The 25,054-nt window shown below is 41.7% G+C and carries 23 protein-coding genes and 1 tRNA gene; 13 read left to right on the top strand and 11 right to left on the bottom strand.

Annotated features, from left to right (window positions below; translation table 11 throughout):
* Positions 1-6: 6 nt before the first annotated feature.
* Complete coding sequence (cls, locus tag D0T60_RS10135) at positions 7-1,224, top strand: cardiolipin synthase (RefSeq protein ID WP_163218068.1); 1,218 nt, start codon at positions 7-9, stop codon at positions 1,222-1,224.
* Between the two features lie 7 nt (positions 1,225-1,231).
* Here the strand turns inward: cls and D0T60_RS10130 are convergent, their stop codons facing one another.
* Positions 1,232-2,269, bottom strand: coding sequence for a hypothetical protein (locus D0T60_RS10130; protein ID WP_163218067.1), 1,038 nt, complete (start codon positions 2,267-2,269; stop codon positions 1,232-1,234).
* A gap of 162 nt (positions 2,270-2,431) precedes the next feature.
* Here D0T60_RS10130 and D0T60_RS10125 point away from each other — a divergent pair, with 162 nt between their 5' ends.
* Positions 2,432-3,226, top strand: a complete 795-nt coding sequence (locus D0T60_RS10125) for a thymidylate synthase (RefSeq protein WP_163218066.1) — start codon at positions 2,432-2,434, stop codon at positions 3,224-3,226.
* Positions 3,227-3,228: 2 nt separating this feature from the next.
* Here D0T60_RS10125 and D0T60_RS10120 read toward each other — a convergent pair whose 3' ends face one another.
* The gene (locus D0T60_RS10120) at positions 3,229-3,687 is read right to left on the bottom strand and encodes an Lrp/AsnC family transcriptional regulator (RefSeq protein WP_163218065.1); all 459 of its coding nucleotides are present in this window, start codon (positions 3,685-3,687) and stop codon (positions 3,229-3,231) included.
* 101 nt (positions 3,688-3,788) lie between these two features.
* On the opposite strand from D0T60_RS10120, the gene D0T60_RS10115 reads away from it, so the two are divergent.
* From D0T60_RS10115 to D0T60_RS10105, 3 genes are all read left to right on the top strand, one after another.
* Positions 3,789-5,042, top strand: coding sequence for a M64 family metallopeptidase (locus D0T60_RS10115; RefSeq protein ID WP_163218064.1), 1,254 nt, complete (start codon positions 3,789-3,791; stop codon positions 5,040-5,042).
* Complete coding sequence (locus D0T60_RS10110) at positions 5,039-5,575, top strand: GNAT family N-acetyltransferase (RefSeq protein WP_163218063.1); 537 nt, start codon at positions 5,039-5,041, stop codon at positions 5,573-5,575. Before D0T60_RS10115 ends, D0T60_RS10110 begins: the two co-directional genes overlap by 4 nt.
* A 127-nt stretch (positions 5,576-5,702) precedes the next feature.
* The gene (locus D0T60_RS10105; protein WP_163218062.1) at positions 5,703-7,079 is read left to right on the top strand and encodes a tryptophanase; all 1,377 of its coding nucleotides are present in this window, start codon (positions 5,703-5,705) and stop codon (positions 7,077-7,079) included.
* A gap of 80 nt (positions 7,080-7,159) precedes the next feature.
* On the opposite strand, the gene D0T60_RS10100 is transcribed toward D0T60_RS10105, so the two are convergent.
* From D0T60_RS10100 to D0T60_RS10060, 9 genes are all read right to left on the bottom strand, one after another.
* Entirely contained in the window at positions 7,160-7,624 is a 465-nt protein-coding gene (locus D0T60_RS10100) for a biopolymer transporter ExbD (protein WP_163218061.1), read from the bottom strand.
* On the bottom strand, positions 7,624-8,214 hold the full coding sequence (locus D0T60_RS10095) for a biopolymer transporter ExbD (RefSeq protein ID WP_163218060.1): 591 nt from the start codon (positions 8,212-8,214) through the stop codon (positions 7,624-7,626). Before D0T60_RS10095 ends, D0T60_RS10100 begins: the two co-directional genes overlap by 1 nt.
* A 38-nt stretch (positions 8,215-8,252) precedes the next feature.
* On the bottom strand, positions 8,253-8,726 hold the full coding sequence (locus D0T60_RS10090) for a hypothetical protein (protein WP_163218059.1): 474 nt from the start codon (positions 8,724-8,726) through the stop codon (positions 8,253-8,255).
* A gap of 5 nt (positions 8,727-8,731) precedes the next feature.
* Positions 8,732-9,484 carry a MotA/TolQ/ExbB proton channel family protein gene (locus D0T60_RS10085; protein ID WP_163218058.1) on the bottom strand — a complete coding sequence of 251 codons (753 nt, stop codon included), beginning with the start codon at positions 9,482-9,484 and terminating at the stop codon, positions 8,732-8,734.
* Positions 9,485-9,561: 77 nt separating this feature from the next.
* Positions 9,562-9,649 (bottom strand) — tRNA-Ser (locus D0T60_RS10080).
* A 443-nt stretch (positions 9,650-10,092) separates the two neighbouring features.
* Positions 10,093-10,881, bottom strand: coding sequence for a TatD family hydrolase (locus D0T60_RS10075; protein ID WP_163218057.1), 789 nt, complete (start codon positions 10,879-10,881; stop codon positions 10,093-10,095).
* The gene (locus tag D0T60_RS10070) at positions 10,881-11,591 is read right to left on the bottom strand and encodes a hypothetical protein (RefSeq protein ID WP_163218056.1); all 711 of its coding nucleotides are present in this window, start codon (positions 11,589-11,591) and stop codon (positions 10,881-10,883) included. Before D0T60_RS10070 ends, D0T60_RS10075 begins: the two co-directional genes overlap by 1 nt.
* 15 nt (positions 11,592-11,606) lie before the next feature.
* Positions 11,607-12,581: a polyprenyl synthetase family protein gene (locus D0T60_RS10065; RefSeq protein ID WP_163218055.1), complete on the bottom strand. Its 975-nt coding sequence runs from the start codon at positions 12,579-12,581 to the stop codon at positions 11,607-11,609.
* 60 nt (positions 12,582-12,641) lie between these two features.
* Entirely contained in the window at positions 12,642-13,337 is a 696-nt protein-coding gene (locus D0T60_RS10060) for an energy transducer TonB (protein WP_163218054.1), read from the bottom strand.
* Positions 13,338-13,779: 442 nt separating this feature from the next.
* Here D0T60_RS10060 and cmk point away from each other — a divergent pair, with 442 nt between their 5' ends.
* From cmk to D0T60_RS10020, 8 genes are all read left to right on the top strand, one after another.
* Positions 13,780-14,529: a (d)CMP kinase gene (cmk, locus tag D0T60_RS10055; protein ID WP_370524411.1), complete on the top strand. Its 750-nt coding sequence runs from the start codon at positions 13,780-13,782 to the stop codon at positions 14,527-14,529.
* Complete coding sequence (locus D0T60_RS10050) at positions 14,516-15,409, top strand: 4-hydroxy-3-methylbut-2-enyl diphosphate reductase (protein ID WP_163218052.1); 894 nt, start codon at positions 14,516-14,518, stop codon at positions 15,407-15,409. Before cmk ends, D0T60_RS10050 begins: the two co-directional genes overlap by 14 nt.
* A 466-nt stretch (positions 15,410-15,875) precedes the next feature.
* Positions 15,876-16,856, top strand: a complete 981-nt coding sequence (pfkA, locus tag D0T60_RS10045; protein ID WP_163218051.1) for a 6-phosphofructokinase — start codon at positions 15,876-15,878, stop codon at positions 16,854-16,856.
* 588 nt (positions 16,857-17,444) lie between these two features.
* Complete coding sequence (locus tag D0T60_RS10040) at positions 17,445-18,716, top strand: DUF3575 domain-containing protein (protein WP_163218050.1); 1,272 nt, start codon at positions 17,445-17,447, stop codon at positions 18,714-18,716.
* The gene (locus tag D0T60_RS10035; protein WP_163218049.1) at positions 18,698-19,723 is read left to right on the top strand and encodes a DUF5119 domain-containing protein; all 1,026 of its coding nucleotides are present in this window, start codon (positions 18,698-18,700) and stop codon (positions 19,721-19,723) included. The genes D0T60_RS10040 and D0T60_RS10035 overlap by 19 nt, the downstream gene beginning before the upstream one ends.
* 138 nt (positions 19,724-19,861) lie before the next feature.
* Positions 19,862-22,048, top strand: coding sequence for a fimbrillin family protein (locus D0T60_RS10030; protein WP_163218048.1), 2,187 nt, complete (start codon positions 19,862-19,864; stop codon positions 22,046-22,048).
* Positions 22,049-22,129: 81 nt separating this feature from the next.
* Positions 22,130-23,014 (top strand): fimbrillin family protein, encoded by an 885-nt coding sequence (locus D0T60_RS10025; RefSeq protein ID WP_163218047.1) that lies wholly within the window; start codon positions 22,130-22,132, stop codon positions 23,012-23,014.
* Between the two features lie 801 nt (positions 23,015-23,815).
* Positions 23,816-24,775, top strand: a complete 960-nt coding sequence (locus D0T60_RS10020) for an Rpn family recombination-promoting nuclease/putative transposase (RefSeq protein ID WP_163218046.1) — start codon at positions 23,816-23,818, stop codon at positions 24,773-24,775.
* The last annotated feature ends 279 nt before the right edge of the window (positions 24,776-25,054 follow it).

Genomic DNA, 25,054 nt, shown 5'->3' with positions numbered 1-25,054 from the left:
AAAACATTGAAACTACATATTATTATTGTTCTCTGTTTTATCACTCTCCTCGGTAAAGCACAGAACTCAGACTCGCTCGTCATACAGTATTTAACTGAGCACAATATACACGTAACGCATGATAACAGTGTAACGCTATTACCCAGCGGAACAGAGAAATTTGTTGACCTCTTTGCTCACATCAAAGAAGCCAAACACCATATACACATGGAGTATTTCAATTTCCGAAACGACTCTATTGCTTCGGAAATGTTTGGACTCTTAGTTCAGAAAGCCAAAGAGGGAGTCAAAGTACGGCTTATGTTCGATGCCTTCGGAAACAGTTCCAACAACAAGCCTTTAAAGAAAAAGCACCTGAAAGCTATCCGCGAGCAAGGCATCGAGATTGTTAAGTTCGATCCTATCAACTTCCCTTATATCAATCATGTGTTCCATCGCGACCATCGAAAAATTGTAGTATTAGATGGTAAAGTAGGCTATACCGGCGGCATGAATGTAGCCGATTATTACATTCAGGGATTGCCCGAGATTGGCAAATGGAGAGATATGCATACGCGTATTGAAGGAAGTGCCGTAAAAGACTTGCAGGATATTTTCCTCAAAATGTGGAATAAGCAAACCAAACAGGGCATCCAAGGAGACATTTACTACCCCGAAACTGCCGGCAACAAAGGAAACAAAACAATAGCCATTGTAGACAGGTATCCAAGAAAAGACCCCAAGACGTTGAGACGCGCCATTGTGGAATCAATCAATGAAGCCGATTCCAAAATACAGATTGTTAATCCTTACTTTACTCCTACTCAATCTATAAAAAAAGCACTGAAGAAAGCATTGAAAAGAGGAGTAGATGTAGAGATAATGATCTCCGAAAAGTCTGATATTCCTTTTACGCCTGATGCCGTTTTTCATATCTCGCACAGATTTATGGAAAGAGGGGCTATCATTTATATTTATCAGGATGGCTTCCACCATTCTAAAATTATGATGGTTGATGAATCTTTCTGTACAGTAGGTTCCACCAACCTAAACAGCCGTAGCCTTCGTTATGATTATGAAGCAAACGCATTTATCTTCAATAAGGAAACTACCGAAGAGCTTATGGACTTATTCGAAAATGATAAGGAACAAAGCATCATCATGACAGAAGAGTACTGGCAAGAACGCTCGCGATGGAGACGGTTTGTTGGCTGGTTTGCTAATATACTTAGTCCTTTTATATAGAGAGCCGTTATTTATTCCTTATAAAATAAATTGAACTAGCGTCGCTGTCGAGAGCGCTCATTTGAAGTATTGAAAGATTCTCGAATTGTTTAAGTGAGAAATAAATACTATAATCTTTTGCACAAGGTTTAGAAACTATATCCTTAAATTTCAATACAGCACCATTCAGCGAAACATCGTAGTAAACTTCGCCGGACCAGCGACGATTGATAGCAAAAGGCTTATTTCTCTGCAATCCTGTAGATGGCAGCGCAAAAAGTCTTAGGAAGTTACCCAGAAAGTAGTTACATAAATATTTTTCTCGGTCGAAGAAACAAAATTTCACTACACCTATCGTCTGAGGGAAAGTCTTGAATTTAAGTCTAACAGGATCTTCGACGGTTTCGATCGCAAGCGTTGGGTTTGGCAGACTTTTATTGCCCATTCTTTCACTGCCTTTGAGTTTATTAAGCGAAGTATGCAAGTTCGCATAATACCATTCACGCTCTATAGACATTATTACTCCACGCCCGACAGTTTTTCCACCTGCCGCGTCTTTTTTTTGATATTGTTTAAGGAAATCGGCACGATGATAATACTGTTCGAATTCCTCAATACTGGTTATCTCTTCTATCGGTGTTGCCCGATAGAATGCCGTATCACCATTCTCGAACCAAGAGCAATACATACTGTCTTTAACTATGTACCCGTTTTCATCGACAGACGCATCTGTCTGCAACTGAAGTATCATTGGTCTTTCGTTATCGGTCCAATTATAGAGCTTCCAATAGTTACCTAATTTGAGAAAAAATATATGCTGACCGTTTTTATTCAGATAAGTTCTTAATGTATCTTCGCCAAGGTCGCCATATCGGATGCCTATACGCATTACTTCAAAATCTTCATTATATTCTATGAGGTCATAATCACGATATTCTTCGGGCAAAGTGGGAAGAGGCATAGCGCTTACAATCGCTTTTTCTAACGGAAAAAAGCCAAAAGCAATAAAAATAAGGGCAGCAATTGCAATAATTCTTTTTATCCATTTCTTTCTTTCTACTTTCATATACAAGTTTACCTTAAATTCAACAATTACAGCTCGCAAAGGTAACAAATATCTAATGTACACAACAGATTAATCGTTAAACGCCTATTCTATTCTTTCATTTTTTTCTGCTTTTTGTGAGATTCTGCATATCTTTGTACTCCATACAACGAAAAAATCATCATGAAACAATACCTTGATTTATTAGATAGAGTACTAAAAGAAGGCATACAAAAAGAAGACCGCACCGGTACCGGCACTATCAGCGTATTCGGTCATCAAATGCGCTTTAATTTGGCAAACGGATTTCCCTGCTTAACCACTAAGAAACTCCATCTGAAATCTATTATTCATGAACTTCTTTGGTTTCTGAAAGGAGATACGAATGTAAAGTATCTGCAAGAGAATGGTGTTCGTATCTGGAATGAATGGGCAGACGAGAACGGCGAGTTAGGTCATGTTTACGGATATCAATGGCGCTCCTGGCCCGACTATCAAGGAGGACATATCGACCAGATTACGGAAGTAGTAAATACAATTAAAAATAACCCGGACTCGCGTCGTATGTTAGTGAGTGCCTGGAATGTGGCCGATCTTCATACAATGAATCTGCCTCCCTGCCATATATTCTTTCAATTTTATGTGGCCAATGGCAAATTAAGCCTGCAACTATATCAAAGAAGTGCGGATATCTTCTTAGGTGTGCCCTTCAATATTGCTTCTTATGCCTTATTGCTCCAAATGATGGCACAGGTTACAGGATTGGAAGCCGGAGATTTTGTACATACCTTCGGCGATGCACATATTTACTTAAACCACCTCGACCAAGTGAAGCTTCAATTAAGCCGTGAGCCACGTTCGTTGCCTCAAATGAAAATCAATCCGGATATAAAGAATATATTTGATTTCCAATTTGAAGATTTCGAGTTGATTAATTACGATCCGCACCCACATATTGCCGGAAAAGTTTCGGTATAGGGCTATACGATTGGTATCTGCCTCTTGATAGCTTGTCTGAAAGAGATCATTGTTTCTGTTCTCGAAAGCCCCAACGGACTAAGTTTGTTGTGAATGATGTCTAACAAATGATTGTTACTCTTGGCATACAACTTAATCAGCAAATCATATTTCCCTGTAGTAAAATGGCATTCCACTACTTCGGGCATATTTTCGAGTGCTTTAATTACATCCTCGAAGAATTCGGGGTTCTTTAGGTTTAACCCCACATAAGCGCAAGTGGTATAGCCTATTTTTTCGGGGTCGACCACATATTCCGTTCCCTTCAGAATTCCTTGGTTCGTTAATCTCTGTACTCGCTGATGAATGGCTGCGCCCGAAACATGACAGGCTCTTGCCACTTCCAGAAAAGGGAGGCGTGCATTATTTGCTATCAAACATAGAATCTTCTCGTCTAAAGTATCCGGCTGATAGTGCTCCATAGTATAGTTGTTATCTATTAGTTGTAATTATGACAAATATAACCATTTTTTTATCAATTATAGTTTCTACCTTTGTATTAATTAATAAACTAAATACCAAGATGAAAAAAACGCTATTCATTATTCTGCTCCTTTCATTACTATCACCCATGAAAGCACAAAAGTTCGAAGATTACTTCTCCAACCAAACACTGAGAGTAGATTATACACTTTGCGGCAATGCTACGCGGCAGGAAATCTACCCGGATGCACTGTCGCGGCTACCTTTATGGGCAGGAAGAAGGCACCACTTATCGGAACTACCCATTCAAGGTAACGGACAAATAACCATGCGCGATGCAGAAAGCAAACAGTGCATTTACAAAACATCTTTCTCGACCCTCTTTCAGGAATGGATCAGTACCGACGAGGCACAAACGGCATCCAGATCGTTCGAGAACACTTTCCTGCTTCCCTTTCCGCTAAAACCGGTAGAGATTGAAATTACACTACGAGATATTAAACAAGAAGTGGTAGCAAGCCTGACGCATACAGTGCAGCCCGATAACATCTTGATTCAACAAAAAGGAACAGCCCATGTCACCCCCCACACCTATCTATTGAAGGGTGGAAACGAAACCGACTGCATCAACATTGCCATCTTAGCCGAAGGATACACAGCAGATGAGATGGCCGTCTTCCGTCGAGATGCGCAGATTGCTTGTGAAGCTCTTTTCAGTCATGAACCTTTTAAGTCAGAAAAGAATAAGTTTAACGTAATTGCCGTAGAAAGCACCTCGCCCGACAGTGGAGTAAGTGTACCCGGAAAAGCTATATGGAAACAAACGGCTTTCGGTTCTCACTTCGATACATTCTACTCCGACAGATACCTTACTTCCGGTAGAGTGAAAGACATTCATGATGCTTTGGCAGGAATCCCCTACGAGCATATCATTATTCTGGCAAACACCGAAGAGTACGGTGGAGGCGGTATCTATAATTCATATACACTGACCACTGCACATCACTATGCATTTCGCCCGGTGGTAGTGCACGAATTTGGTCACAGTTTCGGTGGGTTGGCCGACGAATATTACTACAGCGGTCACACCACAAACGACTTCTACTCTCTGGAGGTAGAACCTTGGGAACAGAATATCACCACGCTGGTAGATTTCAAAAGCAAATGGCAAGACATGAAAGAAGCCAAGCAGGCCGGTTTATTCGAAGGTGGCGGCTACTCTGCTAAAGGTATCTACCGCCCGGCAGACAATTGCCGGATGAATACCAATCAACACCCTGCATTTTGTCCGGTGTGCCAACGTGCATTACAGCGAATGATTCACTTTTATACAGATAAAGAAGAAAGCAAATGATTAACATTCACCCAATTAAAACCTCAGATACCGAGTGGTATAATTACATGGAGCAATTAATGGTAAATGCCTTCCCTATAGAGGAGTACAGAGACTTGCAAGTATTAAGAAACTACACAGATACTATCAGTGAGTTTTTTATGAATATCATATTCAGCGATGATCAGCCTGTAGGCTTTATTAGCTATTGGGATCTGGGCTCTTTTTATTATGTAGAGCACTTCGCCATCGACCCCTCTCAGCGAAACGGAGGTTATGGACAGAAGTTACTCGCCCTATTAAAAGAAGAGCTGAAGCAGCCCATCGTACTCGAAGTTGAACTACCCGACGAAGAAATGGCACAAAGACGCATAAACTTCTATAAAAGGCAAGGATTTACTTTCTGGGATTTAGAGTACTTTCAACCACCCTATAGAACAGGTTACGAACCTCTTCCTATGCGATTGATGGTAAATGGAAATATGAATCCCGACAAAGATTTTGAAAGTATAAGAAAACGAATACACGAATCGGTATATGGAGTAAAAGCATAAAAAGATTATTTAATTTCAAAAAGTCAGAAAAATCCTCCCCATTTGGATTTATTTTACTATTTTCGGCGTAAATAAACACGTTCGCAATTACATTTGCGACTTATTGTCAATTTAAAATCTAATTTATATGGAATTACCATTTGCCGAATCATGGAAAATAAAGATGGTGGAAGCCATTCGTAAGAGTACGCGCGAAGAGCGCGAAGAGTGGATAAAAAAGGCACACTACAATGTGTTTCAACTCACATCCGACCAAGTATATATCGACCTTATCACAGATTCCGGAACAGGAGCAATGAGCGACCAGCAATGGGCTGCAATGATGGTGGGTGATGAAAGCTATGCAGGAGCCAGCTCGTTCTTCAACCTGAAAGCCATGATCAAACAGATTACCGGTTTTGACTATGTAATTCCTACCCATCAAGGTAGGGCAGCCGAGAATGTATTATTCTCCTATTTGGTGCACGAAGGTGATGTTATCCCCGGAAACTCTCACTTTGACACCACCAAAGGCCATATTGAAGGGCGCAAAGCCATTGCACTGGATTGTACCATAGACGAAGCGAAAGACACACAACTCGAACTGCCATTTAAAGGAAACGTTGATATTAAGAAACTGGAAGATGCATTGATCAAATACGCTGATCGCATACCTTTTATCATTGTAACCATAACAAACAATACAGCCGGCGGACAGCCTGTATCTATGCAGAACATGAAAGATATACGCTGCTTAGCTGATAAATACAACAAACCTGTATTATTTGACTCTGCCCGCTTTGCCGAAAATGCCTATTTCATTAAAACAAGAGAAGAAGCATATAAGGATAAAACAATCAAAGAAATCAGCCGTGAGATGTTCGACTTAGCCGATGGTATGACCATGAGTGCGAAGAAAGACGGAATTGTAAACATGGGCGGATTTATTGCTACACGCAAAGAAGAATGGTACGAAGGCGCCAAAGGTTACTGTGTACAATATGAAGGGTATCTGACGTATGGCGGTATGAACGGTCGCGACATGAATGCCCTTGCCATAGGATTGGACGAAAATACAGAATTCGATAACCTGGAAACCCGCATCCGGCAAGTAGCTTATCTGGCCGAACGCTTAGATGAATTTGGTATTCCTTATCAACGCCCTGCCGGTGGACATGCTATTTTTGTGGATGCACCTAAAGTACTTACGCATGTGCCTAAAGAAGAATTCCCCGCCCAGACATTGACCATCGAATTATATCTGGAAGCAGGCATTCGTGGTTGCGAAATAGGCTACATCCTTGCCGACCGTGACCCTGTGACACACGAAAACCGTTTTGGCGGAATTGATTTATTGCGTCTGGCCATTCCACGACGTGTATATACCAATAACCATATAGATGTTATTGCCGTTGCCCTGAAGAATGTATTCGATCGCAGAGAGAGCATTACGCGAGGCGTTAAAATACTATGGGAAGCTCCTATTATGCGGCATTTTACCGTGAAATTAGAAAGGCTTTCATAAAGGAAAGAGACAGATAGATATAAAAAAGAAGAGGATGTACCTAAAAGCACATCCTCTTCTTTTTTATATAAGCTCTTTAATTATTCGCGCAATTTAGAAGAATAATTAATCTTCAAAGCATACGCCTGACGAAGTGCCTGTTTAATATCCGACACAATACCCATCTTAGTCTCTTGATCGATCTTCAAAGATATTGTCATATATGCTCGTTCCTCTTCTTTCATTGTTTCTCTTTCCTGAGCAACGAAGTCTTGAATTTCTGCTACCTCAGCAAATTGGTCATTTAACTGAATGCGGCTTTCAGACCCCATTTTTCCCCGATACTCTTCCATTGGTTTTCCTACATAGATGAAGGTTACCAATGATTTTTTCTCAAGTTTCTCAAGTTCAGTACCTTGCGGAACCTTAAATTCTACTTTCAACGTTACCTCACGCATTGTTGTTACAATCATAAAGAAGAACAACAGAGTAAAGATAAGGTCAGGTAAAGAAGAAGTATTTAACGCAGGCATTTCACGTTTGCCCGATTTACTAAATTTTCCCATTAATTTCTTCCTCCATAGACTTTAGGTTCAGCCTCAGATATCTTCTGAGGATAAATATCACGTATAGCTTTTTGTTGTGCCTCTTCCAGCTCATCATAGTTTCTCTGCCATTTTTCCTGAGATTTTTCATTTCTCAGTTCATTATAAGCAGCTACCAGTTCATTTTGAACTGCTATATATACCTGATACGAGGTCATACGGTCATTCTGCAACGACACCACATGATTTGCTGTAACCATTACATTTCCGAAAAACTCAACATCTTTCGCTCTCTTTTCCGGAAGTTTTTCATCATTATATGGGTTAGCTATAAAATCTTTGGCGCGTTGCTTTAGGTCTGCAACTTCCATTACATCATTTCCTACCATTAACTGGTTATTGGCATTAATGTATACTTTCAGGATATTACGTTCTTTAATTACCTGTGATTCTGTTTCCATATTATCTTCAGGTGGCGGAGGTAAGCGTCTTGCCAACCCCATATCCGTATCCATTGATGTTGTAACCAAAAAGAATATCAAGATAATGAAAGCTATATCTGCCGTAGAACTCGAGTTAATTTCAGGAACTTTTCTATTTCCTTTTGCCATTACAATTTCTTTTTAAAATTGAAACTAATCAATTTGTATTATGAAAATCTCTTCTTAATTCCACTAAAGACCATAGCTACAATATTAGCTCCGATCAGGAAGTACAATGAATAGATAAACATATCTGTTATTTTCAACCAGAATTCGTCTCTATTTTCTGTACCATCGTATCCTTGGATCTCGAGAGGTTCGCTGCTACCCATGGCCCATGCAACAACCAATACAAGAACTAATAAAATTGCGCCTAATAATGACTTTAATGCAGCTACCGGATTATCTTTCAATGCTGCAACGAATTGTGCGACGAAAGCCAAAACAGTTGCCAATACAGTAAATCCAAGCAATCCGTATACTAAATACAACAAAGCATCTGTATAGGCAGGATTTTGCATTTCAGGAACTATTGGCGTTGCCATTTCTCCACCATAGAAGAAAAGCGCAAGCACAATAATTATAGCAGCAAATATTGCGTATAAAACGTAATATGATACTTTATATGTTAACTTACTCATCGTTATTATTTTTTGTATTTCAGATCATATTTAATAACCATATCAATCAAAGTAACAGAAGAGTCTTCCATTTCGCTTGTTAAAGCTTCGATTTTAGAAAGTATATAGTTATAGAATAATTGAAGGATCAACGCTGCAATCAAACCGAAGATAGTTGTGATCAAAGCCACTTTCATACCACCGGCAACAACTGTTGGAGAAATATCACCTACTTGTTGGATCTTATCAAACGCCATAACCATACCGATTACAGTACCCAAGAACCCTAATGATGGAGACATTGCAATAAATAGAGTGATCCATGAGCATCCTTTTTCAAGGTAACCTGCTTGAACACCACCGTAAGAAACCACTGATTTTTCTACTACATCAACACCTTGGTCAATTCTCATTAAACCTTGGTAGTAAATAGAAGCAACCGGGCCTCTGGTATTTCTGGCAAGATCTTTTGCGGCTTCAACATCACCTTTTTCCAAAGCAGCTTCAATAGAAGCAATAAATTTCTTGGAATTGATTTCGGCCAAGCTTAAATAAATAATTCTCTCAATACAAAAAGCAAGACCAATCACCAATGCAATGGCTACCAAGCTCATAAAGGAAGCAGTTCCTTCGATAAATTTAACTTTGAGTTCTTTGTGCATACCGCCTTCTGCAGCTTGTTCTGTTTGTGCTGCAGCAGCTTCTTGAGCTTGAGCTAATTGAGTTGAGCCAAAGATCAGGACTCCCATCACAGCAAGAATTGCAATAAACTTTTTCATTGTGTGTCTAATTTTTAAGATTAATTAATTAATTATTATACGTTAATTTTAGTTCTCTTTTTCACCTAATTAAAATGCGGAGAGAGCGGGATTCGAACCCGCGATACACTTTTGGCGTATACACGCTTTCCAGGCGTGCCTCTTCAACCACTCGAGCACCTCTCCAGTTTCAGCTTTTCTTCAAAATCGGTCGCAAATTACAAAAAAAATGGGAACTGCAAGCGATTTCAGCCACAAATGTATCCTTTTTTTTGTTCTGTTACCATATTCCTCTGTTTTTATATTAAAATAAAACGGCAAAATTAATAAACTTTAAGAGCCTGTTTAAAGGGGGTGTGCCAAAAGTAATATCACTATTATTAGGTTTCGACCTGTAAGCAATCACCCCGAATGGGGTGAGATGTGCATAACCCCGGGTGAACGAAGTGTAACCCGGGGTGGGGAGTCACCACACATAAACTCAACCCTAAAGGGGTTGAACCACCTTCGGGGTTCAGGTTGACAGTGGGAGTTTACCTCCCCGGGCTGCGCTACGCTGACCCGGGGTTATGCACATTTTACCCCTGCCGGGGTAATTGCTTACTATTTGTAACTAATTCAAAGAACGATTAGACTTTTGACACACCCTCTCCAAATACCCTCACAGTATTCTCGGTTGTTGCCCTTGCCACCTCCTCAATGCTTTTTTGGTAAACCTCCGAAAGTTTGTGCAGGGTATATCTCAGATACGCACTCTCGTTTCTTTTTCCTCTATAAGGAACCGGAGTTAAATAGGGAGCATCGGTTTCGAGCAGCAAGCGAGTTAATGGAACCGCAGAAAGCACTTGCCACAACGTTGAGTTTTTAAATGTTACCACCCCGTTTATCCCCAACATAAAGCCTTCGAAGGCTAACAGTTTAAGGACTTCGGCCTCGGAGCCTGTGAAACTATGAAACACTCCTTTCAATTCTGTATCTTTATAAGGAAGCAAAGCAGCATACAGTTCATCAAATGCATCGCGGCTGTGAATTGCCACCGGCAAATGATACTTTAATGCAAGCTGAATTTGCTTATCGAAAGCTATTAATTGTTCTTTCAGGAAAGTTTTATCCCAATATAAGTCCAACCCTATTTCTCCGATAGCAATATAAGAACGACCGGAGGATAGTTCATCCTCAACCCTTTGAAGCTCCTCTTCGAAAGATTCTTTTATAGAAGTAGGATGCACCCCAATCATCGGATAGCAATACCCGGGATAAGCATCTGCCACCCGAAGCATATCTTTTATAGTACTACTATCAATATTCGGCAAGAGCACACGAGATACTCCGGCAAGTTTAGCCCTTTCGATTACTTGCGGCAAGTCTGCGGAAAATTCTTCCAGATACAGATGTGAATGAGAATCTATAAATGTCATTACACTGCTTTTTGAGGTAGTTTTTCGCTCGAGCGGTAGTAATATACCACCCCATATTCGCGGCATTTATTTAAACGCTCTTCGTTGGGCTGTACATGCTCAAACTCCTGCTCTACCTGATTCCATATATCCAGAATAATCTCATCGGCAGCTTTGCGCATGGAAGCAATATCTTCCAAACTGCGATTGGTTATTGCTTGCAGGTTTTTCTGCATCTCATAGCCTTGTATAAAGATGTCATAACGTACTTTCACTTTGGCAATAGTCGGATTATAAATCGGTAATCCTCCCATGGCTGTGCGTTTTTGTTCGCCATTGATTATTTTACGTCCCCATTCAACGATGGCGGCTTCGCTGGTTAAATCGGGCACACTGTAATTATCTACCGGCAACCCATAGAATTCTTTATGCGTTTTCTTTATTTCCTGGCGCAATACAGACATATTTAACACCTGTATGAAATGCGAAACATATAACCGGGCAATTTTTACATTAGCCTGATGCTTCCGGCTCGATCTCGCCTGATTTTCATAACACTCCCTGTAGTACTTCTGTGCCCCCTCCATTCTAAGAAGAAGGTTGCGTGCTTCTGTCAACGTTTTTAAGGAGTATATCAAATCATACATATTGCTTTCTTCTCCTTTTTCCACGGCCATTTTTAAAGCTCTTATCCGCGCCTGATCTGTGTTTGGTAATCTTCTGTAAGGCATATAATGCTATATAATCTAAATTTCGCGGTACATTAATTCGTGTACCAGCTTTCTCAATTCGTTTTTATTGTTATCGCTTACGGAAACCTCATCCAGAAATTCAATTGCCTTACTATAATATTCCTGCATTTTAGCTTCACAAATATTTTTCACTCCTATTTGCTCATATAAAGCGGTTACACTACGTATTTTCTCTTGAGGATTGTAGGAAACGGCATTCAACCATTGGTTCAACTCTGCACGTTGTTGTTCATTTGCTTCCTCCAAAGCTTTAATGAGCATGTATGTTTTCTTATTACATAAGATATCTCCCCCTATATTCTTTCCAAACACTTGGGAATCTCCATATACATCTAAATAATCGTCTTTCAATTGAAAGGCAAGTCCTAAATGAATTCCAAAATCATAGAGTAATTGTGCATCCTTAGGAGAGGCATCTCCTAATATAGCTCCCATCTTCAAACCACAAGCAAGAAGCACGGCTGTTTTCAAGCGAATCATTTCAAGATATTCTGTGGCCGCCACATCACTTCGTTTTTCAAAGTCCACATCATATTGCTGCCCTTCACACACCTCAACAGCAGTAGTATTGAATAAGTCTAAGATTTCTTTTAAATAAGGGATAGGCGTTTTAGCTATATATTGGTTAGCGATCACAAACATCACATCGCCGGATAAGATCGCTGCATTATCGTTCCAAACCAGATGAACGGTTTTCTTCCCTCTACGCATATCGGCCTTATCCATCAGGTCGTCATGCAGCAATGTATAGTTGTGGAAGATTTCAACACCGGCGGCAGGAGGCAATACTTCTGCCAAATTCTCTTTATATAAGTTGTATGCCAACAGCATCAGTACAGGGCGAACACGTTTCCCACCCATACTCATTATATAATCAATTGGATTATACAATTCAACAGGGGGGTGCACAAGTTTGATGTCTGCTATATATGTATTAATTTCGTTTTGTAGTTCCTTTATTGTGTACATGAGAAATATTCGTATAAAAAAAGGTTGCCGGAAGCAACCTTTTCTATGGGTATTTAATGATTACTGAAGTCTAAACATTACAGGTACAGTATATTTTACACGTACCGGTTTATTTCTTTGCATTCCGGGCTTCCACTTAGGCATCAGACCGATTACGCGAAGCGCTTCTTTATCAAGATAAGGGTCAACACCACGCACCACCTGAGGGTCAACTACAGAACCGTCTCTGTTTACAACGAACTGTATGATAACGCGTCCTTGTGTTCCGTTTTCCTGTGCAATAGTTGGGTATTTAATCTTCTCGCTTAAGAACTTCATCAAAGCTGCATTTCCACCCGGGAATTCGGGCATGTTTTCTACAACTTCGAAAATAGTTTCTTCTACCGGTGCAGCATCTGCATCACCATCTCCAAAAGGACCGTTATAGGTGATGTTTCTCACCGGCTCGTTGTTATCTTCCGAAGATTGCATTTCTACTTCCTCGATTTCCACATTATCTTCCACAATTTCTAACACTTCAGCAATAGCCGGTGCTGGTGGAGGTGGTGGAGGAGGAGCGGTTTCCGGTTGAGTAATAGGAATAACTTCTTCTTCAAATACGACATCAGCCAATGCCTGACTGGTATCAATTACTTTATCACGTTCCGTCCATTCAAACGCAACGAACATGACAGCAAGTACCATCACATAACCAATCAGCATCCACATAGACTTCTTGCCTTCTAAGTCTGCTTTCGGTGATTTTTTGATTTCCATAATTATTATTATTTTTTTTAGTGTTCCTCATTCGAGGCAAATATAATACATTTTAAACTAAAGTATTCGTTTAACGCTGTTTTTTTATCTGGTAAGTTTTATATTTTTAAGTTTTTAAGGGTTGGATTCTAATTTCTTCCTCATCAATTGCCGTCTGCTTTAGCTGACGGACTATGAATTTTTATGCAATCAAGAAGTCAAATAGTTCTTTGAGTAATTTACAAATCGTAAGCAATTACCCCGACAGGGGTAAAATGTGCATAACCCCGGGTGAGCGAAGCGTAACCCGGGGGTGATGATACCCTCTCTTCTCTGAACCCCGAAGTGGGTTCAACCCTTTCAGGGTTGAATTAAATCTGAACTTACTTAAGGCAAATCATTATTTTCGCCCTACCCGTTTATAAATCGAGGATTTTTATCTAAGTTTGTCGAGTTTTCGTTCATAGAACAAATTCACCACATTACTAAAAAACACCATCCAATGAAAAAGATAACAATAGCGATCGACGGATTTTCTTCCAGTGGGAAAAGTACAATGGCCAAGGATTTGGCTAAAGAAATAGGATACATATATATAGATAGCGGCGCCATGTACAGAGCCGTTACATTATATAGTATGGAGAATGGCTTATTCGATGAAAACAACAGGATTAAAGCCGAAGAGTTAGAAAAGCAAATCAACAACATTCATATTTCATTTCAGCTTAACCCCAATACGCTACGCCCGGACACGTACCTGAACGGGGTAAACGTAGAAAACAAGATTCGAAGCATGGCGGTATCCGAGAAGGTGAGCCCGGTTAGTGCATTAGGATTTGTGAGAGAGGCATTGGTAGCCCAACAACAAAAAATGGGAAAAGCCAAAGGCATCGTTATGGACGGGCGAGACATCGGAACGGTAGTATTTCCCGATGCCGAACTAAAAATATTCGTTACAGCCTCGCCGGAAACACGTGCCCAACGCCGCTACGAAGAATTAAAAGCCAAAGGACAGGAAGTTAGCTTTGATGAAATTTTAGAGAACGTGAAACAACGTGATTACATCGACCAAAACCGGGAAATAGCGCCACTCCGCCAAGCAGCCGATGCTTTATTATTAGATAATGGTGAATTAAGCATTGCCCAACAAAAAGAATGGTTGATGAATCAGTACCAAAAAGCTGTTTGCACCGATAGCAATGAAAGAAATTGAAATTGATAAAGGCTCCGGCTTCTGCTTTGGGGTGGTAACAGCCATCAACAAAGCCGAAGAAGAGCTGGCAAAAGGCACCACCTTATATTGCCTGGGCGACATTGTGCACAACAGCAAGGAGGTGGAACGCCTTAAAGCCATGGGACTTATTACCATAAACCGCGAAGAATTTAGCAAACTACATCATGCCAAAGTTTTACTGAGAGCACACGGCGAACCACCGGAAACGTATGAAATAGCCCAAAAGAATAACATCGAGATTATTGATGCCACCTGCCCGGTAGTACTACAACTCCAAAAAAGAATTAAAAAAGAATTTCTGGAAGAGAAAGAGAGAGAAAAGCAAATTGTAATTTATGGCAAAAAAGGGCATGCAGAGGTGCTGGGGCTTGTAGGGCAAACAGCAGGCAAAGCCATTGTTATAGAGAAATTCGAGGAGGTTGATAAGCTGAACTTCGACCGTGACATTTGTCTTTACTCCCAAACCACCAAATCGCTGGATGAGTTTCTACAAATAGTGGAGTATATCCGGCAACACATTTCGCCAACGGCAACCTTCAGATACTACGACACCATCTGCCGACAGGTAGCCAACCGAATGCCTAACATCCGGAAGTTTGCAGCTTCGCACGATTTAATCTTTTTTGTCAGCGGAAAGAAGAGCTCTAACGGAAAAATACTGTTCGACGAATGCCTGAAAGTAAACCCCAACTCGTATTTAATTGATAGTAAGGACGAAATAGACGATTCGCTACTTAAAGATGCTGCCTCCATCGGTATATGTGGAGCTACCTCTACGCCTAAATGGCTGATGGAAGAGGTTTACATTTATATTAAGTCGCGAGTGTTAAACTCTAATTTTATCTACACCCCGGATTAAGACCCACTTCACTTGCCGTCTGCTTTAGCTGACGGTTTAAAGATCAAACTCGGCTCTGGGCTTTAGCCAAACCTTTCGGCTAAAGCCTGAAAACAGGGGCTCCTACTAACCGTCAGCTAAAGCAGACGGCAATTGATAGTTGAATTAATTATGAATATCTACTCATTACCTAATAAGTAAATGCTCATAATTAGTTGTATGATACCCCCTCCGCCCTTTGGGCACCTCCCCCTTGCAGGGGAGGAGTCGATGCCGCAGGAATTCCTCCCCTGCAAGGGGGAGGTGCCCAAAGGGCGGAGGGGGCATTATATAATTTAATTTTAAACACCTACTCATCACAAATTAAAATCCGTGTTTTAAGATCCGTCTAATCCGCGCAATCCGCGTCTAACTTTAAATTAGCCCCCCAAAGTTCGCAATCACCCTCTTTTCGCTATATTTGCACCATCAAATTAAAAAGATTGTTATGAGCACAGTAAAATGTATAGGTATATTAACATCGGGAGGTGATGCCCCGGGTATGAACGCGGCTATTCGCGCAGTAACACGCTCCGCCATCTACAACGGACTATCTGTAAAAGGTATATACAGAGGATACAGAGGATTGGTGATGGATGAAATCGAAGAATTCAAAAGCCAGAATGTAAGCAACATCATACAGATGGGAGGTACCATTCTGAAAACAGCCCGCTGCAAAGAGTTCATGACCCCCGAAGGACGAAAAATAGCCTACGAAAACATGCAAAAGCACGGAATAGAGGCTTTAGTAGTAATTGGGGGAGACGGATCGCTGACCGGCGCCCGCATCTTTGCCCAGGAGTACAACATTCCTTGCATCGGCCTGCCCGGAACCATCGACAACGATTTATATGGTACGGATACCACCATCGGATATGATACCGCCCTGAACACCATTCTGGATGCCGTAGATAAAATACGCGACACCGCCACCTCGCACGATCGCCTATTCTTCGTAGAAGTAATGGGACGCGATGCCGGATTCCTTGCACTCAACGGCGCCATTGCCGCCGGAGCCGAAGCCGCCATCATTCCCGAATTCAGCACCGAAGTAGACCAACTGGAGGAATTTATTAAAATCGGCTTCCGCAAGTCGAAAAGCAGTAGCATTGTGCTTGTGGCAGAAAGCGAGCTAACCGGCGGAGCCATGCACTACGCCGAACGCGTGAAAAACGAATACCCACAATACGATGTTCGCGTAACCATCTTAGGACACCTGCAACGCGGAGGTCGCCCCACAGCCAACGACCGCATTCTCGCCAGTCGCTTAGGTGCAGCCGCCATAGATGCCATCATGGAAGACCAACGCAATGTAATGATTGGTATCGAGAATGATGATATTGTATATGTTCCTTTCTCCAAAGCCATTAAAAACGATAAGCCTATCAAAAGGGAATTGGTGAATTTGCTGAGGGAGCTGTCGATTTAACCATTAGGACCCTCTGCCGCGTAGCGGCACCTCCCTACCCCCCCCAGTCGCTACGCTTCACTGGGGGTTATTCAAATTGAATCCCTTTGGGATTCCTACCGAATCCGGGGCATGAATGCTCCCGGAGCTCACAGCATAAATATAGTTTGCCGGTACCAGACAAGTAGTTTCCCGGTACCAAACAACTTGTTTCCCGGCACCAAACAAACAGTTTCCCGGCACCAAACAAGTAGTTTGCCGGTAGCAAACAAAACTCCCCCTCCTTCTCCACCAAAAAAGACGCGCGTTAGGTGCGTGATTGGTGCGTTAGGTATCTTTGCCTACCTAACGCGCCCTAAGCCACTGATACATTGTTCATTGCACCCCAAGTGCGTTAGGTGCGTTAGGTTTTGGCCTAAAATTCCCTGTATAAAACACCTGATTTTTTCTATAAAAAAGCAAATAGTTATAAAAAAGGCGATATTTTTCTGATTTTCTTTGCTGTTTTTCCGATTTGTAGTATCTTCGCCTCCAAATAAATAACTTAGGGAAAGATTCAATTAGAACCTGAGCCGACAGAAAACATTTAAATTTACGAGAAACCTACGGATGCTGAAATACCTTCAGAGACTACTGACACTTTGGTGTGGGCTTATGTACGCAACGAGCACCCTTCTGGCATTACCACCATCAGAATTGGGTAATGATTTCATGGAAGTGCAACTCAAAGTTAGTGCAGAGCAAGATGTAAGCTCCCCACCCCAGGAAATTATTCGCCTGCATTACCGCGTAAACCGAATAGTTATCGACCGTAACTATATGAACAACGCACAAGCACTAAAAACACTCGACGAGATATTCGACAAACACCCGATTAGCGACATTGCTTATATTGTAATTAAAGGAACAGCCTCTCCCGAAGGACCACCAAGAAACAACGAGTGGCTATCCGAACAACGAGCCGCAGCTCTCCGAAATTACATCATAACCAATTACCCGGGATTACACGACGATCAGATTATTACAATACCTCAAGGCGAAGACTGGGACGGCCTGGAGACTATGATAAAAAACGATAAGAATACGCCATACAGAAATGAATTGCTTCAAATCCTACAAAGCTCATTAGCCCGAGAAGAACAAAAAAGAAGAATGATACGCCTCGGGAACGGAAAATCCTACGCATACATACAGAGAAAAATGTTGCCCTACCTGCGGGGAGGTGTTTCGAGTACTATCTATTTTAGAGATAGGCACACGGAATACAGAGACACTATACTGTTAACACGCATAGATACCGTGTATCTCGACATGCCGGAGGAAGACAAACATAAAAAGAGGAGATCGTTTTATATAGCCATCAAAAACAACCTCCTCTACGATGCCGCCTTGCTGCCCAACCTCGCCATAGAGGTGCCCTTCGGCAAAGACTACCGATGGTCGGCAGCCATAGAAGGCAACTGGTCGTGGTGGGATTCGGGAGCCAACAACTACAACTACCACCGCATACAGATGGCAGGCGTAGAGCTGAGAAGATGGTTCAACTACAAAACCCGCAGACCGCTCAACGGGTGGTATGCCGGGATATACGGCTACGGAGGCACGTACGACGTTCGCTTCTTTGCCAAAAAAGACACCGACAAAGGTTACCTGAGCGACCTCAGCTACTCGGCAGGTCTATCCGTGGGATACTCCATGCCCATTGCCTGGAGGTGGAACCTGGAGTTTGGCATAGCAGCCGGATACTTTGGCGGCAAATACAAGAAATACAATCATAGCACCTGCGAGGAGGGTACATTCCCCTGGCTAAGTACACATAACCGAAACTACTTTGGCCTTACCAAAGCCCAAGTATCTATAGTATGGGTCATAGGAAAATGATGAAGAAAGTATATAACCATATAGAGCTAATAGTGATGGCGCTGCTACTGGTAGTGGCAACAGCCTCCTGCCGCAACAAAGAACTATCGCTCGAAGACTCCTGCGGAAACCCCGGAGACTGGCGCGTGAAGCTGGTAGTGAACTGGGAGCAGCCCACCGACGCACGCGTCATGCGCACCACCCTATTCTCTAAGCAGCCGGGCATTACTCACTACGACCGCGAGCACATCGATGCCGGCGGAGTGAAATACATATACCTGCCCTACGGCGCCACATACCTGCCGCTGGTGTACGACTATTATGCCAACAACATCTACTTCCGCAACGAAACCGATGCCGAAAACATAGAGGCCTACTGCGTACTATCGCGCCGCGAAACCTACGAAGTACGCGCCACACCCGTGCCCGGCGAACCCACCGTGGGCGAACCCAGCGAGTTCTTCTTCGACCTCCGCAAAGAGGGATTCGAGGTAGTACTCCCCCCCGGCGAAGACGAAGTAGTATTGAACTATTACCCCACCAACATTATGCGCGAGTTTACATTCCGCGTAAACAACGTAGTGGGAGCCAAAAACATAAGCAGTGTACGAGGAGCCATATCGGGCATGGCAGCCTCCTTCATGATGGCCAAAGGAGTGATTACCACCACCCCCTCCACCATCTTATTCGAAGGAGCCACAGCCAGCAACGAACAAATTGGCTACATCGAAGGCAGATTTTTCACCTTCGGCCCCGTAGAACCCTACAGCAACCGCTTCACCATAGAAGCCCTATCGAAAGGAAGCCTATACTTCACCTCCTACTGGGATGTGAGCAACCAGATTGCCGAATCGATGGCCGACCGGGAAGCCAAGCTGGCACGCGACGGATATGATATCTTAATTGAAAACAACCCCGACACCCATCTACCCGAAATACCGGAACCGGAAGGACCCGACCCCGGCGAAGGAGGAGGAGGATTCGAGATAGGCGTAGGAGAGTGGGACAATGTGGACATCTATCTTTAGGAGTTGAAAATTGAAAATTGAGAGTTGAAAATTGAGAGTTTCCATTCTAAACCCTACAAACCAAGAAACTCCAAACTATAAACTCCAAACTTAAAACTATAAACTTAAAAACAACCATTATTAATTAAAACGAAAACAATGAGAAAACTATTTTTATTAGCAGCTACTGCTACGTTTATCATGAGTTCCTGCTCAAGCGATCAGGACTTGGATGTGAATCTGTCTAACAGCACAGGTGAAAAAGAAATCGGGTTCCGTACCTTAACCGAAAAAAGCAGTAATACCCGTACTGTTATTACTAACGGCGACAATATGCTTAGCTTTACCTTGACCGGATGGTGGGATAAAGATGGCGCAACTCCTGATTATGGAAACCCGGATGCTGAAAGCGGAGTATATATGTTCAATGGCATTGATATATCGAGAGGTGAAAACCAAGATTGGGCATACGACGAAACACGTTACTGGCCTGCCGAAGGATCTATTGACTTTTTTGCTTACAGCCCGGCAGCATCGCGCAATGTGGAGAAAGGACTTAAAAACTTCAAAGGAAGTACTACTAAAATCAAATACACTGTTCCTCAAGTGAGCGAAACCAATGCGCAAGAAGATTTTCTTGTAGCACGATTAAGAGACCAAAATGGAAAGGCTAATTCTAAAGTAACATTAACATTCCATCATACACTTTCGCGTATATTGTTTAGTGCTCGCACTACCAAGCCGGGGGTTACATACCTGATTAACTCTCTTTCACTGTTGAATGTTAATCAAACAGGTGAACTTGATATGCTGAGTGACGATTTTACCGAATCGGGACCAATAAATTATACTAATAAAGTTACAGGTTGGGAAGGCCAATCTAATCCAGCCGATATAGCTGTAGATCTTAGCAAATCGCCTATCTATGTAACTTCGGGTACAGATTATACTCCGATATTGGGTACAACAAATGCATTGATGGTTATGCCGCAAGCAACAACTTTAGGAGCAAGCTCTTCTGGTTCAGATGGTAATTTTTACATCAAACTTAGCTACAAAGCATTCGTAGGAGATACCTATTATGCAGGTGGCCCCAATCAAAGTGCAATAAAGTATATTCCAGTAAAAGATCCTATTGTCGCTGCTAAAGGTATTACCTTCGAAATGGGACGTCAATACAACTTCTTCCTTACATTTGGTGATGAAGTAGGCGAGGCAATGAGCTTTGATGTAACTGTTGGCGACTGGACGGATACAACGCCGCAATATGTACCGGAGTTGGATGATTATTCATCATTAATAAGTAGCAGTTTTAAAGATGCTGCTTATGATGCTGGTGGAAATAAAGCTTTAAGTGGACTAACCAAAATTACAAAAGCTGATCTTTTAAAAGTGGTAAGAATTGAATCCGGAAGTAACTCTTTCGACTTTACTGGTATTGAATATTTCGAAAATTTGGAAGTGATTAATTTAAATAACGGCTTTGGAGGAAATACTGTAAACTTAGACGCTTCTAAAAATGCGAAGCTAAAGGAGTTAAATTTAAACGAGAATGTAACTCTTGGTACAGTAAATCTTTCTAATACAGCAGTTAAAAAAATATATTGCACTCAGGATGGTCAAAAAACTATCGCAAATTTAATTGCAGCAAACACGCCACTTAAGCAATATGGTTATGAAAATAATGAAATACGACTCAACGAGCCCACCGTTACTGGCACATTGAATTTGTCGAATTGTGGACTTACTACAATAGACCGGATGCCAAATAACGCCGCCCCTAAAGAGCTTATTCTTTCGAATAATAATTTTACTACATTTACTATACCCGATGGTTATAGTACAACCAAGCTGGATTTATCGAACAATAAGTTAACTACATTGACAGTACCAGCTAAGGCTACTTCTCGTTTCGATATTGGTGAACTAAACCTATCAAATAATAATTTCAAGAAATTAGTTTTTCAGCATTGTAAAATTACTACCTTGAATGTATCGAACAATGCAGTTCTTACTGATTTGGAGTTTGAAGCAGCAGCAACAAGCAATAATACAGTAATAGATAAGGTGGATGCATCAAGAAATTCGGCTTTGCAGAATATTACTTTTAGTGATGGTGGTGTTACATCTAATATTTTAATAAAAGAACTGGATATGCGTGATAGTAGAAATTTCACTAAAGTCGATGTGCGCTTTAGTAAAATAGAAGAATTGATCGTATGGGCAGGATGCGAATGGGATGAAATAAAAGATAAACTTAAACGTGCTAGCGGTGGTGGTAGTATTAAAGGCGAAATCACTCACGTATATGAAGCTGGTAAACTTGAAGAAATAGGAGGAATCTAACCAGCCAATCTAAGCCGGACGGGGTTGAACGTCCCCTTCCGGCTACCATTTTTTAATTAGCAACCCATTAAGCCCCTTAACATGGAAAAGAACAACAAGCTGAAGATATGCAGATGGAGATCGTTTTTGTTCTTCCTCCTCTCTGTTTATTTTCTTTCCGGTTGCTCTCAGCATACGGAAATAGATGATGATATGGATCAGCGAAATGCGATAGGCTTTAGCTGCACCACCGATGATGCCGGCACCCGTGTGAGTGAAACCGATATAAACAATATGGAATACTTCAGGGTATCTGCCGTGTGGCATAGAAAAGATGTATTCCTTATGCACAATCAGCTTGTAGAGAAAACAAACAATGGTTGGGAATACTCGCCCACCCTCTATTGGCCCGGGCAAGATGAATTAAGCTTCTTTGCTTATACACCGGCTATATCGAAAGGGATGACCAAATACGACATAGATAAGTCAAATAGAAAATGCACCATCGAATATACCGTAGATACCGATGCCGATAAGCAAGAGGACTTTATGGTGGCTACTGCATTAGATAAAACAAGTGGCCCGGTGGAGTTGGAGTTTAAGCATGCGCTTTCGTTGGTGAACTTCGAGATACAGAGCAGTGACGGCTCTCGTCGTATCTCCAAAATTCAGTTGGTAAATCTTAAAAACGAAGGAGTACTTACCAACACACCCGATGGCGCTTGGACGTGGGCTACCTCCGATGATAGTCCGTATGTATCATACAGTATTGATTTCAAATACCCTGTTGAGATTACAGACACTTACAAAGAGGTAGGTAAAATGCTGGCTGTTTTACCACAAGCGATTGACGATTCTCAGATTCTTTATCCTTTCAAAATACTTATTACCGATGAAGCAGAAAAAACGTATGACTTTCAACCTACAGGTTTAATTTTCCAAATGGGTAAGAGGTATACATTTAAAATAACGCTAAGTGCTACATAGAAGAGAGACCAACGGTCTCTTTTTTCGTAATGAATAGGGTTGGAGTTAAGAAAATAATTCCGCGTGTTTCCGCTCATTCCGTGTTTTCAGCGTATCTATCTTGTTTTGAGTTATTTTTAGCCACGGATGACACTGATTGCACGGATTTTAAGACACAGATAAATATCTCACTACTTGATATCACAAATTAAAATCCGTGTTTTAAAATCCGTCTAATCTGCGTTATCCGTGGCTTAAAAAAATAATCCGGTTTCAATCATTCCCGAACCAGTTTGAGCGAAATGGAGGAATGGGTACGCGGAAAAAACGGAATGAACGGATGAACGCGGAATATATATATATATTCGTCCTTATGTCGCAAGAAAAAATAATTCCGCGTGTTTCTGCTCATTCCGCGTTTTCAGCGTATCTATCTTGTTTTGAGTTATTTTTAGCCACGGATGACGCAGATTGCGCGGATTTTAAGACACGGATAAATATCTCACTACTTGATATCACAAATTAAAATCCGTGTTTTAAAATCCGTGCAGCGTAATCCGTGGCTTAAAAAAATAATCCGGTTTCAATCATTCCCGAACCAGTTTGAGCGAAATGTTCCGCATGGTGTAGGGGTAGGCCTTGTGTCTGCCCTGATAAAGGAATGTTATTTTCCCTGCGGGATTTTGGGCGGACACAAGGCCCACCCCTACACCATGCGGAACCATTCCTATCCGAACCATTATGAGTTAATCCCCTCCGAATTCATTGCCCCTCCAAATAAAAGCGTTATTTTTGTAATAGATAAAACAAAATAACCCCAATATGCGATACCTCGACCCTAAAGCCGATCTGACCTTCAAGCGTGTATTTGGCGAACACCCCGATTTGGTGATGAGCCTTCTGAACGCCCTTCTGCCTCTGAGCGAAGAAGAAGAGATAACAGATATAGAGTACCTTGCTTGCGAGATGGTGCCCGAAAACCCTCTACGCAAAAATAGCATTGTAGACGTTCGCTGTAAAGACAAACAAGGCAGGCAGTTTATTGTAGAGATGCAAATGATATGGTCGCCCGAGTTTAAGCAGCGTGTATTGTTCAATGCTTCCAAGGCTTACGTTCGTCAGATAGATACCGGCGAGCATTACGAGTTGCTGCAACCGGTATATTCGCTCAATCTGGTTAATGAGGTCTTCGAATCGGATTTAGAGGGCTATTACCATTACTACAAATTGGTGCATGTAGAGCATACCGAAAAGGTTATCAACGGTCTTCACCTGATATTTGTTGAGCTTCCTAAGTTTACACCCAACACATACGCTGCCAAGAAAATGCAGGTATTGTGGCTTCGTTATCTTACGGAAATCAGCCAACATACAAGAGAAGTTCCGCAAGAGCTAATGGATAACCCACAAATTAAAAAGGCTGTTACTGCCTTAGAGGAATCTGCCTTTACTGATGCTCAACTGCTGGGCTATGAAAAGTTTTGGGATATTATTAGTGTGGAGAAAACGCTATACAGTAGTGCAGAGCGAAGAGGATTAAAAGCAGGAATGGAGCAAGGCTTGCAGAAAGGAATGGAGCAAGGCTTGCAGAAAGGTTTGGAGCAAGGCTTGCAGCAAGGAATAGAGAAAGGCTTGGAGAAAGGCATGGAAATTGGCCGCGAAGAAGGTGTAAAAGAAGAAAGAATTGCTAATGCGCGAAAATTCAAGCAGCTGGGAGTAGCTGCTGATATTATAGCTCAAGCAACCGGGCTGTCGATAGAGGAGATAGAGGAGCTGGGGTAGGTTATTTGAGATAGGTTTTGAGGGAAATGGGAATGGGTACGCGGAAAAAACGGAATGAACGGATGAACGCGGAATATATATTTTCTCCTTATGTCGCAAGAAAAAAAATAATTCCGCGTGTTTCTGCTCATTCCGCGTTTTCCGCGTATCTATTTTATTATGAGTTAATCCCCTCCGAACTCATTGCCCCTCCAAATAAAAGCGTTATTTTTGTAATAGATAAAACAAAATAACCCCAATATGCGATACCTCGACCCTAAAGCCGATCTGACCTTCAAG

The organism is Bacteroides sp. 224 (assembly GCF_010500995.1).
GTDB lineage: Bacteria > Bacteroidota > Bacteroidia > Bacteroidales > Bacteroidaceae > Bacteroides.
Note: the sequence above shows the minus strand (reverse complement) of the source record. Positions and strands in the feature narration are given on the sequence as shown.

Excerpts from the sequence above, each read along its gene's own strand:
- D0T60_RS10030 (WP_163218048.1), top strand. The coding sequence starts at position 19,862 with ATGAGAAAACTATTTTTATTAGCAGCTACTGCTACGTTTATCATGAGT.
- D0T60_RS10075 (WP_163218057.1), bottom strand. The coding sequence starts at position 10,881 with ATGACATTTATAGATTCTCATTCACATCTGTATCTGGAAGAATTTTCC.
- D0T60_RS10130 (WP_163218067.1), bottom strand. The coding sequence starts at position 2,269 with ATGAAAGTAGAAAGAAAGAAATGGATAAAAAGAATTATTGCAATTGCT.
- D0T60_RS10095 (WP_163218060.1), bottom strand. The coding sequence starts at position 8,214 with ATGGCAAAAGGAAATAGAAAAGTTCCTGAAATTAACTCGAGTTCTACG.
- D0T60_RS10040 (WP_163218050.1), top strand. The coding sequence starts at position 17,445 with ATGCTGAAATACCTTCAGAGACTACTGACACTTTGGTGTGGGCTTATG.
- pfkA (WP_163218051.1), top strand. The coding sequence starts at position 15,876 with ATGAGCACAGTAAAATGTATAGGTATATTAACATCGGGAGGTGATGCC.
- D0T60_RS10060 (WP_163218054.1), bottom strand. The coding sequence starts at position 13,337 with ATGGAAATCAAAAAATCACCGAAAGCAGACTTAGAAGGCAAGAAGTCT.
- D0T60_RS10025 (WP_163218047.1), top strand. The coding sequence starts at position 22,130 with ATGGAAAAGAACAACAAGCTGAAGATATGCAGATGGAGATCGTTTTTG.
- D0T60_RS10115 (WP_163218064.1), top strand. The coding sequence starts at position 3,789 with ATGAAAAAAACGCTATTCATTATTCTGCTCCTTTCATTACTATCACCC.
- D0T60_RS10105 (WP_163218062.1), top strand. The coding sequence starts at position 5,703 with ATGGAATTACCATTTGCCGAATCATGGAAAATAAAGATGGTGGAAGCC.
- D0T60_RS10110 (WP_163218063.1), top strand. The coding sequence starts at position 5,039 with ATGATTAACATTCACCCAATTAAAACCTCAGATACCGAGTGGTATAAT.
- D0T60_RS10020 (WP_163218046.1), top strand. The coding sequence starts at position 23,816 with ATGCGATACCTCGACCCTAAAGCCGATCTGACCTTCAAGCGTGTATTT.
- D0T60_RS10050 (WP_163218052.1), top strand. The coding sequence starts at position 14,516 with ATGAAAGAAATTGAAATTGATAAAGGCTCCGGCTTCTGCTTTGGGGTG.
- D0T60_RS10120 (WP_163218065.1), bottom strand. The coding sequence starts at position 3,687 with ATGGAGCACTATCAGCCGGATACTTTAGACGAGAAGATTCTATGTTTG.
- D0T60_RS10090 (WP_163218059.1), bottom strand. The coding sequence starts at position 8,726 with ATGAGTAAGTTAACATATAAAGTATCATATTACGTTTTATACGCAATA.
- D0T60_RS10035 (WP_163218049.1), top strand. The coding sequence starts at position 18,698 with ATGGGTCATAGGAAAATGATGAAGAAAGTATATAACCATATAGAGCTA.
- D0T60_RS10070 (WP_163218056.1), bottom strand. The coding sequence starts at position 11,591 with ATGCCTTACAGAAGATTACCAAACACAGATCAGGCGCGGATAAGAGCT.
- D0T60_RS10085 (WP_163218058.1), bottom strand. The coding sequence starts at position 9,484 with ATGAAAAAGTTTATTGCAATTCTTGCTGTGATGGGAGTCCTGATCTTT.
- D0T60_RS10065 (WP_163218055.1), bottom strand. The coding sequence starts at position 12,581 with ATGTACACAATAAAGGAACTACAAAACGAAATTAATACATATATAGCA.
- D0T60_RS10100 (WP_163218061.1), bottom strand. The coding sequence starts at position 7,624 with ATGGGAAAATTTAGTAAATCGGGCAAACGTGAAATGCCTGCGTTAAAT.
- D0T60_RS10125 (WP_163218066.1), top strand. The coding sequence starts at position 2,432 with ATGAAACAATACCTTGATTTATTAGATAGAGTACTAAAAGAAGGCATA.